Below are 16,532 nucleotides of genomic sequence, written 5' to 3'. Positions count from 1 at the left end.
CACGTCGAACCCACGAGGACGTCGAGACGATGCATGAGCAGGCGGCGCGAGGAAGGACGGTCATCCAGCGGCTGCGGCTGCGCGGGGCGGAGCTGGAGCCGCTCTCGGCGAGGCTGCGGCTGGAAGCCGTGCTGGCGGGCGCCGACCTGCTTCCGCCGGGCCTGCCGCCTTCCGCCACGGTGTGCATCCGGCGGTTGATGGACCCGAAGCCCGGCGTGCTCCCCGTGAGCCAGCAGGCCCTGCGTCCACCCGCGGCGTGGAACGAGGCGCTGTCCTCGGTGCTGCGAGAGCAGGTGGCCCGCGCCGCGAGGCCCGCGCGGGGTGTCGTGCCGGCTGGCGCGGAGGCCGTGTTGTTCGCGGACCCTTCCGAGCTGTTGGCCTGTCTGGCGAGCGACGTGAGCCGTGGCCTCGCGAACGCCCACTGGTGGTGGAGGGGCCTGTTCCCCAACGCGGACCTGGCCCGCACCGTCGTCACCGAATGGCTGCGCGCGCCCGAGTACGTCCCGAGCGCGCTGGAGTTCCTCACCCGGCAACGGGAGGTCCGTTCCGTGGTGTCGCTGTTCACCGTTCCGGAAGCGCGTGAGCTGCTCACACGGGTGCTCCGGGTCCACGGACTGTCCGCCGCCGCGCTCGATGCGCCCACACACGATGCGAACGACGAGCAGCCCGTGGCCGCTGTCGAGCCAGCGGTGCCGGTGAAGGCAGGCGGTGCGCCCCACTCGGCAGCCGCGCCATGGGAGCCCTGGGCCCCCGAAGCGAGAACCCTGAAGGACTCACGTGAACACGCGGCCCTGCTCGGAGTCGCGCTCACGCTGCGTCGCGCGCCAGTGGAGGCACGTCGCCCGGAGTTCCTCCCCGCCGTGGGCACCTGGCGACGTGCGGAGGAGTCGCTGTCGGTTCCCTCTTCCGTGACACCGCGCGCGGCTCGGCATGAGGCTTCGACGGAAGCTCTCGCGGTCAGCGCGCCTCCAAGGCCGCACGCTGAATCGGCTCCTGACGTCACGGCCTTCGCGGCTCCCGTCGAGGAACCCACGGCCCGGCCCCCTCACGAGACAGCACGTTTCGAGGAGATCGTGGCGGGCCCCGCGCTGATTCAGGCCGAAGCATCGACAGCGGGTGAAAGCGCCGGGGAGCGTTCGGACGTCGACGGCGTGTCGCGGGCCATCGAGGTCTCGCCGAGCGCCGAGAGCCCGTTGTCCCGTGAGGCCTCATCCGCCTCCACGACTGAAGACCTTTCGCGGTCCCCCGTGCACACCACGACACCACCGACGTCACTCCGAGAGCTCGAGCCACCTTCCGGACGCGCGTGGGGACTGCCCTTTTCCACATGCCTCGGCGGCCTCTTCTATCTGGTCAACCTGGGCCTTTTCCTGGAGCTGTACGGCGACTTCTCGATGCCGGCGCATCCGAACCTGCCGCTGTCGCTATGGGACTTCATCACGCTCGTGGGCCGACGCCTGTGCGTGGACCCGCGTCCCAATGACCCGGTGTGGAAGGTGCTGGCGCTGCTCGCCGGCCGGAAGCCCGGAGTCCTTCCCGGTCAGGACTTCACACCTCCCGAGGCCTGGCGAATCCCGCCTGGCTGGCTGCGCACGTTCCGCGACACCCGCTGGACGTGGAGCATCCTCGAAGGTCGGCTGCGTGTGCACCACGCGGCGGGTTTCCTCGTGCTGGATGTCCCCTGCGATGGACGCGACGCGGAGGCACTCGTGAAAAGCGAGCTTGCGCCCTACTCCTCCGTGTCGTCGTTCACGTTGTCCCGAGGTGACGAGACAGGTCCGCTCGACACCGAGCCCCTGGAGCGCTGGCTCGGGTGGCTCGTGCCGTTCTGTCGCGCTCGACTGTGCCGCGCGCTGGGGGTGTCGCCGGACGATGCGTCAGCCCTGGACGCGACACTGCTCGCACACGACGCGAGGTTGCACGTGACGGAGGGGCATGTGGACGTGGTGCTGTTCCTGGCCCAGCTCCCGCTGGCGGTGCGCATCGCCGGCCTGGACCGCGACATCGGGTGGCTGCCCTCCGAGGGGCGACACCTCACCTTCCACTTCGAGTGAGCCCGAGGCGCGCCATGTCCATCTCCCAGCCGCCCCCCACCGAGTCCTCAGCGCACGAGCACTTCAAGCTCTACTTCTTCGCCGCCGTGTCGCGCGTGCTCGCCCAGGGCGCGAGCCTGTGCGGTGGCGAGGACTCCCTGCTCGTGCGGTTCCCCTTCCTCGAAGCCTACCGGGCGGAGCTCACCGAGCTGGGCATCGACCCGTTGGAAGTGTCGAACGGCGCGGGCCCGTGGGCCGAGGCCATCTCCGCCTGGGAGGAAGACGTCACCGAACACCTCCCCCTGCGCGCGCTGCGCCGGGCCGCGCTGCTGGACCATGACACGCTGACGCTCCTGCTCGCGGTGGGCATGGTGGAGGAAGACGCCCGCTTTGGCGCGCTGTTCGCGTCACTCCAGGGCACGCCCACGCTCCACCGTCCAACGCTCGGCCTGCTCAACGCCGGCTGGCGCGGAGACGAGGACCGGGGTGAGACGCGCGGACGGCTGCGTCGCCTGATGGAGCTGGGGCTCGTGGAGGTGACGGACCGCGAGGCCCCTCGCTCCGAGTGGGCGCTCCATGTCTCAGGCGCGGTCTGGGATGCGCTGCGCGGCGAGGCTCCCGACAAGCCCACACCGTGGATGAAGCATCATCCCCTGGAGCGGTTGGAGCAGGACGAGCCACTCATCATTCCGGAGTCACTTCGCGACGCCCTGGAGCGTCTCCCCACCCTGCTCGGCACCGACGAAGTGCGCGCGCTGGTGCTGCGCGGGCCTCGGCACAATGGACGGCGCACGCTGCTCCGCTCGGTGGCGCGCTCGCTCGGGCGCGGCGTGTTGGAGGTGGACGGACTCCAGAAGGGGGAGGATGCACGCTGGCGCGTCGTGGGCCCGCTGGCCACGCTGCTCCATGCGATGCCCGTGGCGGTGACAGACCCGCCTCCGGGTGAGGCCGCCGAGATTCCCGCGTTGGAGGGGCTCGACGGTCCGCTGGGCGTCGTGCTCGGACGACTGGGTGGTGTCACGGGCGACGGTGTCGACCGCGCGCTCACGCTGGACGTGGCCATGCCGGGGCCGGACGAACGCGCGCTGCATTGGGAGCGAGGACTCGCGGGCCGCGCCTGTCCCGCCCTGGAGACGCTGAGCACGGGCTTCCGCCTCACCCGAGGACACCTCCGGCGCGCGGCCCGGCTGGCCCAGGCCCACGCGGCGCTCGCGGGCCGGGAGCGCATCGAACCTCCCGACGTGCGCGAGGCCACGCGCGCGCTCAACCGACAGGCCCTTGATACCCTCGCCGTGCGGGTGACGACTCCAGGTGATTGGAGCCAGCTCTCCGTCGCGAGCGAGACGCTGCGCGAGCTGCGCCTGCTGGAGACGCGCTGCCGTCACCGGGAGCGCATGGGCGCGGCGATGGGAGTCGCCCTGGCCCGACAGCTCACCGCGGGCGTGCGCGCCCTCTTCCAAGGCCCCAGCGGCACGGGCAAGACGCTGGCCGCGCGGCTCGTGTCGGCGGCGCTCGGGCTGGACGTGTACCGGGTGGAGCTGTCGTCGGTGGTGAACAAGTACATCGGCGAGACGGAGAAGAACCTCGCGCGCATCTTCGCGCTCGCCGAGGAGCTGGACGTGGTGCTGCTCTTCGACGAGGGCGACGCCCTCTTCGCGCGGCGCACGGGCGTGGGCTCCTCCACGGACCGCTACGCCAACCTGGAGACGAACTACCTCCTCCAACGCATCGAGTCCTACGAGGGCATCCTCATCGTCACCACCAACGCGTCCGACGCCATCGACACCGCGTTCCAGCGGCGGATGGACGTGGTGGTGGACTTCCGCTCGCCGGACGCCTCCGAGCGCTGGACGCTGTGGCAGCTCCACCTGCCTCCGGCGCACGCGGTGGACAGCCAGTTGCTTCGCGAGGTGGCCGCGCGCTGCCAGCTCAGCGGCGGACAGATTCGCAACGCGGTGCTGCATGCGTCCCTGCTCGCGCTGGAGGAGCAGGCACCGCTCGGCTCCGCGCACCTGGAGGCCGGGGTGACGCGCGAATACCGCAAGGCCGGAGACGTCTGTCCCTTGCGCCGGGCCACCACGCAGTCCCTGCGAGGCTGAGAAACTCCCGATGCCTCCCGCCCGCGCATCCGCCCGACCCGCCTCCAGCGCAGCCGCGCGAGGAGCGGCGCCCGCGCGCGCCGGGGCCACGAGCGCGGCGGCTCCCGGAGGCGCGGCCATCAAGGTCGGTGGCGACGCGGAGAAGGACCCGCGCTTTCGCAAGGTCATCGAGCAGCTCAAGAAGAGCTCTGACAAGACGAAGAAGCATCCCCCCGCGTCGCAGAAGGCCGCGGAGGCGCAGGCCGCCGCCGTGTCCCCGCCCACCGAACAGCTCGCGGGCGCGAAGGGCAATCAAGTCGACGCCATGAAGGCGGCGGAAGCGCCCAAGACAGAGCCCAACGGTTTCCTCGCGATGTTGCGCGCGGAAATCGAGAAGGTGATGCCGAAGACGCTGGATGACGCCGACAGCTTCATGGAGGGCAACGAGACGGCGCAGGTGAAGGACAGCGTCGCCGGAGGCGTCAGCGAAACCAAGCAGGCGGCGACGGGCCCCACGGAGGCCGCCACCGCGGCGGCTCCGGACCCCAGTGGCGTGCCCGCCCGACAGTCCTCGGCCATGCCCTCCGAGCCCGCGCCCGAGTCGCTTCCGGTCAACGGCGCCGAGGCCATGCCCGCGCCCAAGCCGAACACCCAGGTGCAGGCGCTGCAGAAGGGCAAGCAGGACGCGGACCAGCAGATGAAGGACGCGGAGCTGACGCCCGACCAGCTCAAGAAGGCGAACGACCCACGCTTCTCCAAGGTGCTCTCGGAGAAGGGACAGGTGGAGAAGACCGCGGGGGCCGCGCCCGGCAAGTACCGCGCGAGCGAGACGGGCACGCTCGGTCAGGCCAAGGCGAAGGCCGGTGGGGACGCCCGTGCCGGCGTGGCGCAGATGGCCGGCGTCCGAGTGTCCGGCAACAGCAAGGTGAAGACGCGCCAGCTCCTGGCGAAGCAGAAGGACGAGGCCCGGCGCAAGGAAGTCACCGCGAACATCGAGCGGATGTACCAGCAGACGAAGCAACGGGTGGACTCGCGGCTGTCCACGCTCGAAGCGGACGTCATGCGCATGTTCGACCTGGGCGCCGAGGCCGCCCTGTCGGACATGAAGTCCTATGCGGACCGGGAGATTGAGAAGTTCAAGGACGACCGCTACAGCGGCCTGACGGGCAAGGCCCGCTGGGTGGCGGACCTGTTCCGCCCCGTGCCCGAGGGCATCAAGGTCATCCTCGGGCAGGCTCGCACACGCTTCGCCTCGAAGATGGATGCGCTCGCGGTGCGCATCTCCACTGCGGTGGACAACCGGCTGGCCCAGGCCAAGGCGGACGTGGACAAAGGCCAGGCCGCCATCAAGACCTATGTCGACAGCCTCCCGCGTGATTTGCAGGGCGTGGGGCAAGAAGCCCAGAAGGCGGTGGGCGAGCGCTTCGACGAGCTGAGAAGCGGCATTGACGCGAAGAAGAACGACCTGGCCCAGAAGCTGGCCCAGAAATACAAGGAGGCGTTCGACAAGGCGGACGCGGCGCTCAAGAAGCTGGAGGAGGAGAACGCCGGCGCGCTGAAGAAGCTGGCGGACGCCATCGGCGAGGTCATCAAGATCCTCACCGAGTTCAAGGACAAGCTGATGGCCCTGCTGCGCAAGGGCTGGGAGACCATCAAGCTCATCCTCGCGGACCCCATCGGGTTCCTGTCCAACCTCATCTCCGCCATCAAGCTGGGCGTCCAGCAGTTCCTGGGCAACATCAAGGCCCACCTGATTCGCGGCTTCATGCAGTGGCTCTTCGGCGCGCTGGCGCAGGCGGGCATCCCCATCCCCACGGACCTGACGCTGCCCAGCATCCTCAAGCTGGTGCTCGCGGTGCTCGGCATCACCTACGAGCGCATGCGCGCCAAGGCCGTGAAGCTCTTGGGCGAACGCACCGTGGGCCTGCTGGAGAAGGTCTTCGAGCTGGTGCGCACCCTCATCACGTCTGGACCCGCGGCGATGTGGGAACAGATGAAGGAGAACCTCGGCAACCTGAAGGACATGGTCATCGAGGCCCTGAAGTCGTGGCTCATCGAGACCGTCGTCAAACAGGCCATCACGAAGATCATCTCCATGTTCAACCCGGCGGGCGCCATCATCCAGGCCGTCCTCGCCATCTACAACACGGTGATGTTCTTCATCGAGCGCGCCAGTCAGATCATGTCGCTCATCGAGGCCATCATCAGCTCGGTGCACGCCATCGCCACGGGAGCGATTGGAGGCGCGGCCAACTGGATTGAGCAGGCGCTGGGGCGCGCGGTGCCCGTGGTCATCAGCTTCCTGGCGCGGCTCATCGGCCTGGGCGGCATCAGCGACAAAATCAAGGAGACCATCCTCAAGGTGCAGGGGATGGTGGACCGCGCCATCGACAAGGTGCTGGCGAAGCTGGTCGCCCTGGCGCGCAAGCTGTTCGGCAAGGCCAAGGGCGCGGGGCCGGAGTCGCAGGTGCCCATCGCCGAGCGGTGGAAGAACGGCATGGCCGCGCTGGACAGCTACCTCGCGGCGGACCGGGGCAAGGAGAAGCGCATCGGCGACCTGAAGAAGGGCCTGGGGCCCATCAAGTCGCGCTTCGGCTTCACGAAGCTGGAGGTCATCCGCCAGGGCGCCGGAGTCGCTGTCGACGCCGAGATGAACCCGAAGCAGCTCAAGGGCGTGAGCGACAAGGGACTCATCGACGAGGACTACGTGAAGACGGTGCGCCCCGAGGGCGCCAAGGGCGACGTGCGCTACGAATGGAAGTCCTCGGCCCGCGGCGCCGAGCACTTCTACTGCATCGACTCGGAGAACACCGAGTGGCACTGGCGCAAGAAGGGCGAACCGAAATCGGGGACGTGGATTGCCTCGGCGCAGGGACGCAAGCAGCAGAAGGAGGCGGAGGCGGCGGCGACCGCGAAGGTGAAGGCGGACAACCCGAAGTACATCTCGATTGTCTCCGAGGAGAAGGCCCTCACCCACTCCGGCCTCGACGTCGCGGGGCTCGCCCCCGGTGCCACGCCCGCGCAGGACCGCGTCGTCATCGGCGAGGCCAAGTTCCTCGGAGGCAAGACACCGCAGAGTGTCAAATACGTCCCACCCGAGCAGGTGGGCACCGTGCAGCCCAGTGGGCGCACGCGCGAGAATCCCCTGTCCGCGACGACGGACAACCTGCAGGGCAACCTGGCCCGCGCCACGGCAGGGCAGACCGACCAGGAGACCGTCAAGCGCGTCAACGCGGCGTTGAAGGCGGGACGGGTCGAGGTCATCTACTTCCTGGCGGGTCAGGCCCACATCCCGGCCGCGAAGCTCGCGCGAATCGCTGCTCGAATCCGCGCCGAGCTCGCCAGCTACCTCAAGACGAACTTCGCGATGAAGGATGATGAAGTGAAGCTCGTGGTGGCCAATGTCGTCGTGCGGGTGGAGAAGATTTGAACCGCGCCAGGCGCTCAGGAGGCATGTGATGTGTTGGGTCAACCTCTGCTCCACCCGCTACCGACTGCGCGCCTCCGCGAGCGTGCTGCTGTCCGACTGGGAGGAGGACCCGGGGCTGCGGCCCAACTCGCTTCAACCCGTGCTCCATGCGCTCATCGCAGGCGACGCGCCGCTGGTGAAACGGGCGCTCGCGCTCGCGGACCGGCTCATCTCCACGTACTTCGAAGGGTTCGATGACGCGGACCTGACCGCGCCCGCCGCGCTGTCCAACATCGCGGGCCTGAGCATCGCGGCCCACCTCGCGGGCAAAAACCAGTCCGCGCTGTGGAAGCGCATCGCCGCCGCGCCCGTGCCACGCGACGCCACGATGCGCGCGCTCCAGGTCGTCATCGCGCGGCTCGCCCAACCCTACGCGCCACCCGCCGAGGCACCTCGCGCCAAGAAGCACTTCATCCGGAGCCAATCCGACTGGCTCTGGAGGCTGGGGCACTCCCCCGTCCCGCAGATTTTCGACCTCTCCGCGAGTCCGGACCATTCGCTGTGGCCCTATGACTTGAGCTCCTTCGTGCTGCCGCTCGGCTACGAGCGTCACCGGCAGCTCCAAGCGGAGGGGCACAAGGTGTCACTGATGGACCTGCTCCAGCGCGGCGCCCATCCCGAGCGACATCCTCATGTGCTCTATGAGCGAAGCCATCCTCGCCCACCCACGGTCTCCAGGCCCGACCCCAAGGACCCGAGCACCTGGTTCGGCTTCGATGCCGTGGAGGCGGATGGGAAGGGGCTGCGCGCCTATCACTACCTGGGGTTCGGCTTTCAAGCGCCCCTGCTGTTCCGCGAGGGCCTGGACGCGTTCGGCTTCCTCGGTCAGCTCGACGATGACTGGCAGCTCGTGCACGAGGCCCTGTCCGCGGAAGCCTGGAGGGACATCGACCAGCGTCGCGAAGCGGGCTGCACGCACGTCATCGTCTACGACGCCAACGAGGCCACCGTGCCCAAGAAGGACCTGGCGCGCGCCGCGGACCACTTTGGCCTGAAGCTCGAGGCCGTGGACCTGACCGAGGTCTGAGCACCATGTTCCGACACGTCTACGCCTGTCTCGTCCACGAGCGTCCCGACTGCGTCGTCGACCTCGTGCGCAACCTGCATCACCTGGACCCAGGCTCGCTCATCCTGCTCTACAACGGCGGGCACGACTCGAAGCTGTTCGAGGGCTTCCCCTTCGAGCAGTACAACGCGGTCATCCACCCCACCCCGCGTCCGATGAAGTGGGGCTGGCTGCATGACTTCGCGCTCGACTGCTTCCGCTTCGCGCTGGAGCACCATCCGTTCGACGCGATGACCATCGTGGACTCGGACCAGCTCGGCTTGCGGCCCGGCTACTCCGAGCACCTGCGTGCGTTCTTCTCCGCGAATCCCGGCGCCGGCCTGCTGGGCAACGTTCAAGCGCCGCATGGCCCGGGGGCTCGCACGGCTCCCGCCGTCCATGCCCGGCGCGAAGTGGACCTGTGGCGTCCCTTCCTCCGCAAGTTCCCCCAGGGCGAATCGCAGTTCGTCCATTGGACCTTCTGGCCGTCCACGGTCTTCAGCGCGGAGGCTGCCCGCGACCTCGTCTCGCTGTTCGAGCGCGACATGCAGCTCCAGGACATTCTCCGCCGCTCGCGCATCTGGGCCACCGAGGAGGTGCTGTTCCCCACGCTCACGGCCCTGCTCGGCCACCGCGTGCTCGTCAGTCCGTGTAACTACGAGTTGGTCCGCTATCGCGTCCGGTACTCCACGGCGCAGCTCGACGCCGCCATGGCTTCGCCTGATGTGTTCTGGGCGCACCCCATCCCGCGCCAGTTCGACGACCCGCTGCGTGCTCACGTGCGCAATCACTTCGGGCGGTATGAGCAGCCCTCCACGCTCGTGGCGGGAGTGCTGCCATGCCTCGCGCCGCTGCCCGAGAACGGTGAGGTGCCCGCTCCTTCAGCGGTCGCGCCCGTGATGGACGAGGCTCGCGCGGAGTCGCCCGGTCTGCTGCTCACGCGGCCCATCCTCGCGGAGATGCGCGAAGTCGAAGGCTGGCTCACGGACGACGAGGCGGACCTGCTCATCGCCGCCACCTCTCGCGCGCTCACGTCGCTGCCCACGTCACACGCGGTGGTCGAAGTGGGCAGCTATTGCGGCAAGGCCACCGTCGTCCTCGGACGCGTGGCCCAATCGCTTGGCGTCGCTCCTCCGATTCACGCCATCGACCCGGGTGACGGTGTCGTGGGTGCGCGCGGCGGCAACCTCCAGCACATGGGCTCCACCCGCGAGAAGCTCGCGCGCACGCTCCAGAGGAGCGGACTCGCCTCCCGCATCCAGGTCCATCATCAGCACGCCCCTGGTGTCCCCTGGGGCGCACCCATCTCCCTGCTCCTGGTGGACGGACTCCACGACTACGCCAGCGTGTTGGCGGACTTCCTCCACCTGGAGCCCTCGCTCGTCGTCGGAGGACTGGTCGCCTTCCACGACTGCGCCGACTACTTCCCTGGCGTGAAGCGCCTTGTCCGCGAGCTGGTCCATGAGGGTCGCTACCGCGCGCTCCGCACCGCCGGCACCTTGGCCGTGCTCGAAAAGCGCGCCATGGCCACGCGCCAGGAGGTGGCCCCGAGCACCGAGGAACCACGGCCCACGGACGCCCCGTTGCCACACGGCGCCCAGCCCACGGTGTCCTGCATCATGCCCACGTTCAACCGACGCCAGTTCGTCCCGCTGGCGGTGCGTTGGTTCCTCGCGCAGGACTGGCCGGAGCGAGAGCTCATCATCGTCGACGATGGCACCCAGCCCGTGGAGGACCTCCTCCCCGAGGACCCTCGCATCCGCTACGTGAGACTGGAGCGGCGGCACTCCGTGGGCGCCAAGCGCAACCTCGCCTGTCAGTCCGCGCGCGGCGAGCTCATCGTCCACTGGGATGACGACGACTGGTCCGCGCCTCATCGGCTTCGCTACCAGGCCACGTCACTGCTCGACTCGGGCGCCTCCGTCTGCGGCCTCACGCGCGTCTACTACCACCAGCCCGCGACGGACCGCTCCTGGCAGTACGTCTATCCTCCGGGTCAGCGGCCCTGGGTCTCCGGCAACACGCTCTGCTACACGAAGTCGTTCTGGAGCCGGAACCCGTTCCCCGACATCAACATCGGCGAGGACGCGCGCTTTCTCTGGAGCGACCCGTCCCGCAAGCTCCTCGTGCTCGATGACCCGTCGTTCTTCGTCGCGTGCATCCACGATGCGAACGTGGACCCGAAGCGCGTCCACCATCGCTACTGGCACCCCCACCCCACCGACACGGTGCGCGCGCTGATGGGCGACGCGTTCGACGCCGTCCACGCCCTCCTCGCGGCCTGAACGCGACATGACTCCCGCTCTCAACTTCTGCTTCCACGGCGGCGCGCTTCGCCCCACCGTCGTCGCCGCCATCCGCTCGGCGATGAAACACAATCCCCAGGCCAGGACCTTCATCTACTGCGACGAGCCTGGCATCCGCCGCTACCAACCCCTGCTCCCCGGCGCCCACTTCGAGGACCTGGCCGAGCACTGCTCCCGCCTGGGCACCACGAGGCTGGAGGTCGCCTCGCGACGCATGAGGGCCTTCGCGCTCCTCCAGAACGGCGGCTGGTACCTGGACGCGTTCGACACCGTGACGCTGCGCCCGCTGCCCGCCGTGGAGCGATTCACCATCGGCGAGGAGTGCTGGGACTCTCGCCGCCGCTGCGCCGGGGTCTGCGCCAGCCCACCGGGCGATGCCTTCGCCGAGCATTGGCTCGCCGCGATGATGGCCGTTCCCGAAACGGACTGGGACCACTGGACGGACCAGACGGTGTGCAACCGCCTCATCGGCGTCCACCCCAAGCTCGTCGAGTCGCTGCCCACCGGCCGGCTCAACTGGGCCTCCGAGAGCGGCTTCACCGGCGAGCTGCGTCTGTCAGAGGACCAGGTGGCGTGGCTCCTGGAGAATGCCTGGGTCATCCACTACTTCGGCCGGGGCGCGCGCGGGGTGCCGTACAAGGAAATGGGCATGTCCGCCCTGAGACATTGCCGCAAACTCGGCGGCTGGCTTCCCCGGCTCATCCTCCATCACAGCCAGGGCGTCACCACCCCCACTCCAGGGGAGTGATGCCATTGACGCATCACGACTTCATGAAACACCGACGGTGGGTAAATACATCGGGGGTGGATTGCTCGACCGCTAAGAGGATGTGAAAGTAGGGCTGTCGACGAACCAGCTGGCTCGCCTTCTCGACCCCCTCTCGAGGACTTCACCGTGAGCGCCCCACCCGCTGTGCTTGGTGTTTCCTTCGCGGTGTCCGTTGAACAAGGTCCCCCTTCCGCGCTGCCCTCCCACGCCATCGAAGTGGACGTGGGCGTGGCGCTGCCCACCGCCTTCGGAGGGTTGAGGAAGGTCCTCCGCGCCTGCGAGGAGACCGCCCCCGAGGTCGTCCGCGCCGTGGCCGCGGCGCATCCGTCGGAATGGAACCGGCTGTTTCCGGGCGCCATCCAGGGCGCCGCCGACCTGGGTGACCTGGCGCTGTCGCCCTCCGAGCGTCGGCTCCACCGCGAGTCCGAGCAGGCCTTCTGGATTCTCACCGTCGCCGCGCGCGCCATCGTCGAGACGCTGCGCGTCAGCGGCCGCCCCCTGGTGCTTCATGGCGCCGGAGAGTGCGACCTGGTCAGCCTGCGCGCGGTGATGCGCGCGGCCGAGTGGGCGCGACTCGAAGGACTGGAGGGGACGCTGCTGCTCACTGGCTGGAGGATGCGACGTCCCCACGGCGCCGCCGTCTTCGAGTCGCGACGACAGGCCTACCTGGATGCACTGAGTGACCGGCTGCGAGTCCCCCACGCCTCGGGTCCGGGGCCGGTGTCCTCGCGGCGGGATGAGCCCTCGGTGGACCTGGAGGGCCGCTATCTGAAGTTGGTGGTGGACGCGTCGGAGTCGCGCGAGTCGCGCGTGGCGGCGTCCATCCTCGCCGTCCGGCAGTGCTTCTTCACCACGAACTACGAAGGCGCCATGCTGGCCGCCGAGCAGGGCCTGGCGCTGCTGGACGGCGACCCGGACTCGCAGCTCGCCTCGCGCGTGGCCCAGGCGTGGGACGTGCTGGACACGGGCTTCTCCACGCCCGCCATTGAAATCGACAAGAGCAGCCTGGGCGACGTGGATGAGCTGAAGGCGCTGCTCCACCGCAGCATGGGCGTGGTGCATGTCTTCACCGGCGCTCATGACGCGGCGATGGAGTCCTTCGGACGGGGCCTGGAGTGCCGCATCCCTCCGGAGCTGGTGGCTCGGCTGCACATGTTCCGCGCGCTGACGCTGACCAAGCGCTTCGGGCAGCTCCCCAACGCTCGCGTGGAGGTGGAGGCGGGCGTGGCCGCGCTGGCGAAGAGCACCGCGCCGGACCGCGCGCTCCAGGAGGGCTGGCTGCGCAACGTGTGCGCGTTGACGTGGTTCCAGGAGCGCAAGCTCGACAAGGCGTTGGTGGAGGAGAAGCTCGCCATGCGCTGCGTGGGAGACCTGCACGACGCGAGCGCCACGCACCTGAAAATCAACCTCATCTCCAACGCCAGCTACCTCCAGGAGTCGGCGCGGCAGTTCTCGGGCGCGATTGCCACGTGGCGGCGCTTCGAGAGCATCAGCGCGAAGTGGGGCGTCAACTTCTCCAAGCACCACTGCTACCGGCTGGCGGGCCTGGAGTTCGCTTCGGGCGCACGCGCCGAAGCCGTGGAGCACTTCACGCAGGCCTATGCCAGCGCGGAGGCCCTGAAAGACTCCTTCCACCGGCAGGTCATCGCCGCGGAGCTGGGGCGGATGTTCCTGGACGACGGGAAGATGGACTCGGCGGTGGACTGGTTCGCGCGCGCGGAGCAGCACGCCCGTGAAATCGGCGAGCCGCTCAAGGCCGCGGAGAGTCTGGCGGGGCTGTCACTGGCCGCCGGGCGCTCCGACTGGTCCGAGGCCCTGCGCTGCGCTCGCGCCAGCTCCACCTGGCCCAAGGAGACGCAGGCCCTGGTGGACGCGCTGGGCCGAGGCGACGCGGCGGCGGTGCAAGCCCTGCTGCCCCGCCCCCGGACCAAGCTGAACCGGCCCTTCGACTCGGTCAGCCTGTATTAGCGCGTCGCGGTGAAGCGACGGTAGACCTCGCACGCGGGCTCGCCCGCCGGGACATTCACCCGGCTGGCGGAGTACGTCGCGGAGAAGACGGCCCGCGTGTCGCCGCGCGCGGGGGCTTCCTCGAAGTAGCCATTGAGGAAGAAGCTCAGCTCCGAATCGGGCTGCTCGTTGAACTGGACCGTCGTGCGACCGCTCAGCGACATGCCCGTGTAGGAGCCGCCGTAGTAGTCGCCGGTGAGCTGGACGTCCCCCAGGGAGGCGCGGACGACCGTGGTGTCACCCTCGCGGGTGATGAGGAGCTGTCCACCCTCCGGCAACATCAGGCCCGCCTGGGCGCAGTCGGCGCTGAGCGAGGTCGTGTCCTCGAAGCGGATGACGTAGGTGCCGTCGATGGCGCAGTCGCCGCGACACTTGTTGTCGGAGGAACTTCCACAGCCCGGGTTGCCCATGCCACTGCCCATGGACAGCGCCGCCGTCACCAGCAGCAACGGGATGCGGAGGTGCTTCACCGAAGATGGCTTCACGGTGTTGTCAGTCACGTCACTCATGTCGGATTCCCCTCGACTGCTCCGGCCCAGGGACAGCGGTGAAACGGTGATGTCAGCGCCCAGGCTCGAAGGGCGCGGCGAGCTCCGCGCGGCCCTCCGCGACGAGCTCCACGAGCACCGTGGCCGCATGGGCACCGGTGAGGATGCCCTGCCCTCCCAGGCCCGTCGCCACGAAGGTGCGCCGCGTGCCCGGGTAGCGGCCGATGTACGGACGACCATCCGGAGTCACCGCGCGAAGGCCCGCCCAGGCGCGCACGAAGCGAGCTTCCCGCAGCCGAGGCGCCAGCTTCGCCACGGTGGCACTCAGGTGCAGCAGGCCCGCGGGCGTCACGTTCTCCACGAAGCCGACCTCCTCCTCCGTGGCGCCGACGACGATTTCTCCCGCGCGCCAGGGCGCCAGGTACGTGGGCCCGGAGACGACGCGCGTGAGGGACATGCCCGGCTGGTGCACCACCAGCATCTGTCCGCGCACCGGCTTGAGCGGCAGCGGTGGCAGCCCTGGGAAGGTCGAGGACCACGGCCCCGCGCTGACGATGAGCTGGTCCGCGCGCAACGTCTCGCGATCGGTCCGCAGCGCCACGCCCTCGGCCGTCTCCTCCACGGAGCGCGCGGACTCACCGAGCCGCACCCGCACACCCGCGCGCATCGCCGCGCCCAGCAGCGCGTTGACGTAGCCCTCCGTGTCCACCATGTGGCCGTGCGCCGTCTCGAACGCGCCCAGCAGCGGCGTTCCCTCCAGCGCCGGCTCCAGCTCCACGAGTCGGGCCGCGTCCACCCACGTGCCCAGTTCGTCCGGGTGCCGCGCCGCGCGCTCGGCGAGCGCGTCACGTCCCTTCGCGTCCGCAGCGATGCGGAGGATGCCTTGCCCTCGGCGCAGCAGGGGGCCCTCTGGCAGCGAGGCCAGGTCCTCCGCCAGCGTCGCCCTTCCCGCTCGCGAGAAGGCGAGCATGGCCGGGTCGTCGTAGAGACGCACGGAGGGAATCGCCACACCCGCCGCCGCGCGAGAGCCTCGGCCGCCCGGGTCCACCGCATCCAGCACCGTCACGCGCGCCCCGGTGGCCGCCAGCCGCCTCGCCACGGACAACCCCACCACGCCTGCGCCAAGGACGACGACATCCGAGCTGGAACTCATCCGCGAGACTCACCAAGGTGAAACGAGGGCTGTCCCCTGAATACACGAAGGGCGCCGCCCCTGCTTCAGGGTGCGGCGCCCGGGGAAGTGCGAAGTCGACGGCGTGTCTCAGGCGACCGCGGTCTCGGCCATGCGCTTGGCGAACAGCTCCTGCGCGTTCTTCAGGCTCTGCTCCGACAGGCCCTTCTCCTTGTTCGCCTTCAGCAGGTCCTGGGCGATGTCGGTGATCTGGCCCGGCTTGGAGGCCTGGTCGAGCAGACCGCTCACCAGGCTGTTGCCGCCCATGCCCTCCAGGAGGGACTTGCCGGGGAAGTTGTTCAGCAGGTTCTTCGCGACACTGGCGCCAGGGAACAGGTCCATGGCGGCGCTCAGGCCGGCCTTGAGCGGGTTCTCACCCTTCACCAACCCGCTGATGAAGCCCGCGGCGATGCCCAGCGCGGGGTTGATGGCCGTGAGAGCCGGCTTGAGGATGTCCAGCGCCTTGCCAACGATGTTCTTGAAGAGGCCCATGGTCTTGATCTCCGGAGGTCTGGCGTCGCTCCGCGTCCGTCGCGAGCCAGCCTGACAGTGGAGTTATCGGTCCGACGCCGCCGAAGTTCCGTGTGCCCTGGAACAAAAATGACGGGCGCTCCAAGTCCACGGAATTCCGTGGGTTTTCATCCCACCTTGTCGGCTGGGGTGGAGAAAACCCGCGGATAAATCAGGATCACTCCTTCGGAGGGCCCTTGGGGTCAGGGGTGGTGGCGCGGGATTCGGGGGCGCCCTTGAGCACCTCGTCCGAGGCGAGCGCGGCCTTGTAGCGCTCATCACCCTTCCCCGCGCTGAAGCCGTCACGCTGCTGCGCACGGCTGATGATGACCTCGCCGCTGATGAGCTTGTCCAGGTGGCCTTGGATCTCCGCCACGGTGGGGGCGCTGGGGTCCTTGGCCTTGAGGTCCCCGTCGAGGGTGATTTCCAGCGGCATCTGCTTCTGCGGGTGCTGGGCGTAGTCGAGAATCTTCTCGACGTAGGCCTCGACGGAAATCTGGAGGAGGCGCGCCTGCTCCTTCACGTCCGCGTTGCCCATCAGCTCCGCGCGAATCTCCTCCACCGGGCGCTTCAGCTTCCGAGTCTCAGGGACGACGGTGTTCTCACCAGACATGGGCTCTCCAGAGGGACTGGCAGTGACTTTGCCCCATTCTGTT

At 69.0% G+C, this 16,532-nt stretch carries 11 protein-coding genes; 7 read left to right on the top strand and 4 right to left on the bottom strand.

Annotation, left to right across the window (positions count from 1 at the left end):
* Positions 1–29: 29 nt before the first annotated feature.
* From G4D83_RS12740 to G4D83_RS12710, 7 genes are all read left to right on the top strand, one after another.
* A complete protein-coding gene (locus tag G4D83_RS12740; protein WP_163864990.1) occupies positions 30–2,054 on the top strand; it encodes a hypothetical protein in 2,025 nt (674 codons plus the stop codon).
* 14 nt (positions 2,055–2,068) lie between these two features.
* On the top strand, positions 2,069–4,132 hold the full coding sequence (locus G4D83_RS12735; RefSeq protein ID WP_163864989.1) for an AAA family ATPase: 2,064 nt from the start codon (positions 2,069–2,071) through the stop codon (positions 4,130–4,132).
* A 10-nt stretch (positions 4,133–4,142) separates the two neighbouring features.
* On the top strand, positions 4,143–7,541 hold the full coding sequence (locus tag G4D83_RS12730; protein WP_163864988.1) for a phage tail protein: 3,399 nt from the start codon (positions 4,143–4,145) through the stop codon (positions 7,539–7,541).
* 28 nt (positions 7,542–7,569) lie between these two features.
* Positions 7,570–8,607: a hypothetical protein gene (locus tag G4D83_RS12725; RefSeq protein WP_163864987.1), complete on the top strand. Its 1,038-nt coding sequence runs from the start codon at positions 7,570–7,572 to the stop codon at positions 8,605–8,607.
* Between the two features lie 5 nt (positions 8,608–8,612).
* Positions 8,613–10,910, top strand: coding sequence for a glycosyltransferase (locus tag G4D83_RS12720; protein WP_163864986.1), 2,298 nt, complete (start codon positions 8,613–8,615; stop codon positions 10,908–10,910).
* A 7-nt stretch (positions 10,911–10,917) separates the two neighbouring features.
* Positions 10,918–11,679 (top strand): hypothetical protein, encoded by a 762-nt coding sequence (locus G4D83_RS12715; RefSeq protein ID WP_163864985.1) that lies wholly within the window; start codon positions 10,918–10,920, stop codon positions 11,677–11,679.
* Positions 11,680–11,865: 186 nt separating this feature from the next.
* Positions 11,866–13,668, top strand: coding sequence for a tetratricopeptide repeat protein (locus G4D83_RS12710; RefSeq protein ID WP_240356301.1), 1,803 nt, complete (start codon positions 11,866–11,868; stop codon positions 13,666–13,668).
* Here G4D83_RS12710 and G4D83_RS12705 read toward each other — a convergent pair.
* The 4 genes from G4D83_RS12705 to G4D83_RS12690 all read right to left on the bottom strand — a co-directional run bounded on the left by G4D83_RS12705 (position 13,665) and on the right by G4D83_RS12690 (position 16,489).
* Entirely contained in the window at positions 13,665–14,216 is a 552-nt protein-coding gene (locus tag G4D83_RS12705; protein ID WP_163864984.1) for a hypothetical protein, read from the bottom strand. The two genes, G4D83_RS12710 and G4D83_RS12705, sit on opposite strands and share 4 nt — an antisense overlap.
* A gap of 52 nt (positions 14,217–14,268) precedes the next feature.
* Positions 14,269–15,348, bottom strand: coding sequence for an NAD(P)/FAD-dependent oxidoreductase (locus G4D83_RS12700; protein WP_163864983.1), 1,080 nt, complete (start codon positions 15,346–15,348; stop codon positions 14,269–14,271).
* Positions 15,349–15,456: 108 nt separating this feature from the next.
* Positions 15,457–15,858: a hypothetical protein gene (locus G4D83_RS12695; RefSeq protein WP_163864982.1), complete on the bottom strand. Its 402-nt coding sequence runs from the start codon at positions 15,856–15,858 to the stop codon at positions 15,457–15,459.
* Between the two features lie 196 nt (positions 15,859–16,054).
* Positions 16,055–16,489, bottom strand: a complete 435-nt coding sequence (locus G4D83_RS12690; RefSeq protein ID WP_163864981.1) for a hypothetical protein — start codon at positions 16,487–16,489, stop codon at positions 16,055–16,057.
* Positions 16,490–16,532 lie beyond the last annotated feature (43 nt).

The organism is Myxococcus eversor (assembly GCF_010894455.1).
GTDB lineage: Bacteria > Myxococcota > Myxococcia > Myxococcales > Myxococcaceae > Myxococcus > Myxococcus eversor.
The sequence above is the reverse complement of the archived record's forward strand: the minus strand, read 5'-3'. Positions and strand labels throughout refer to the sequence as shown.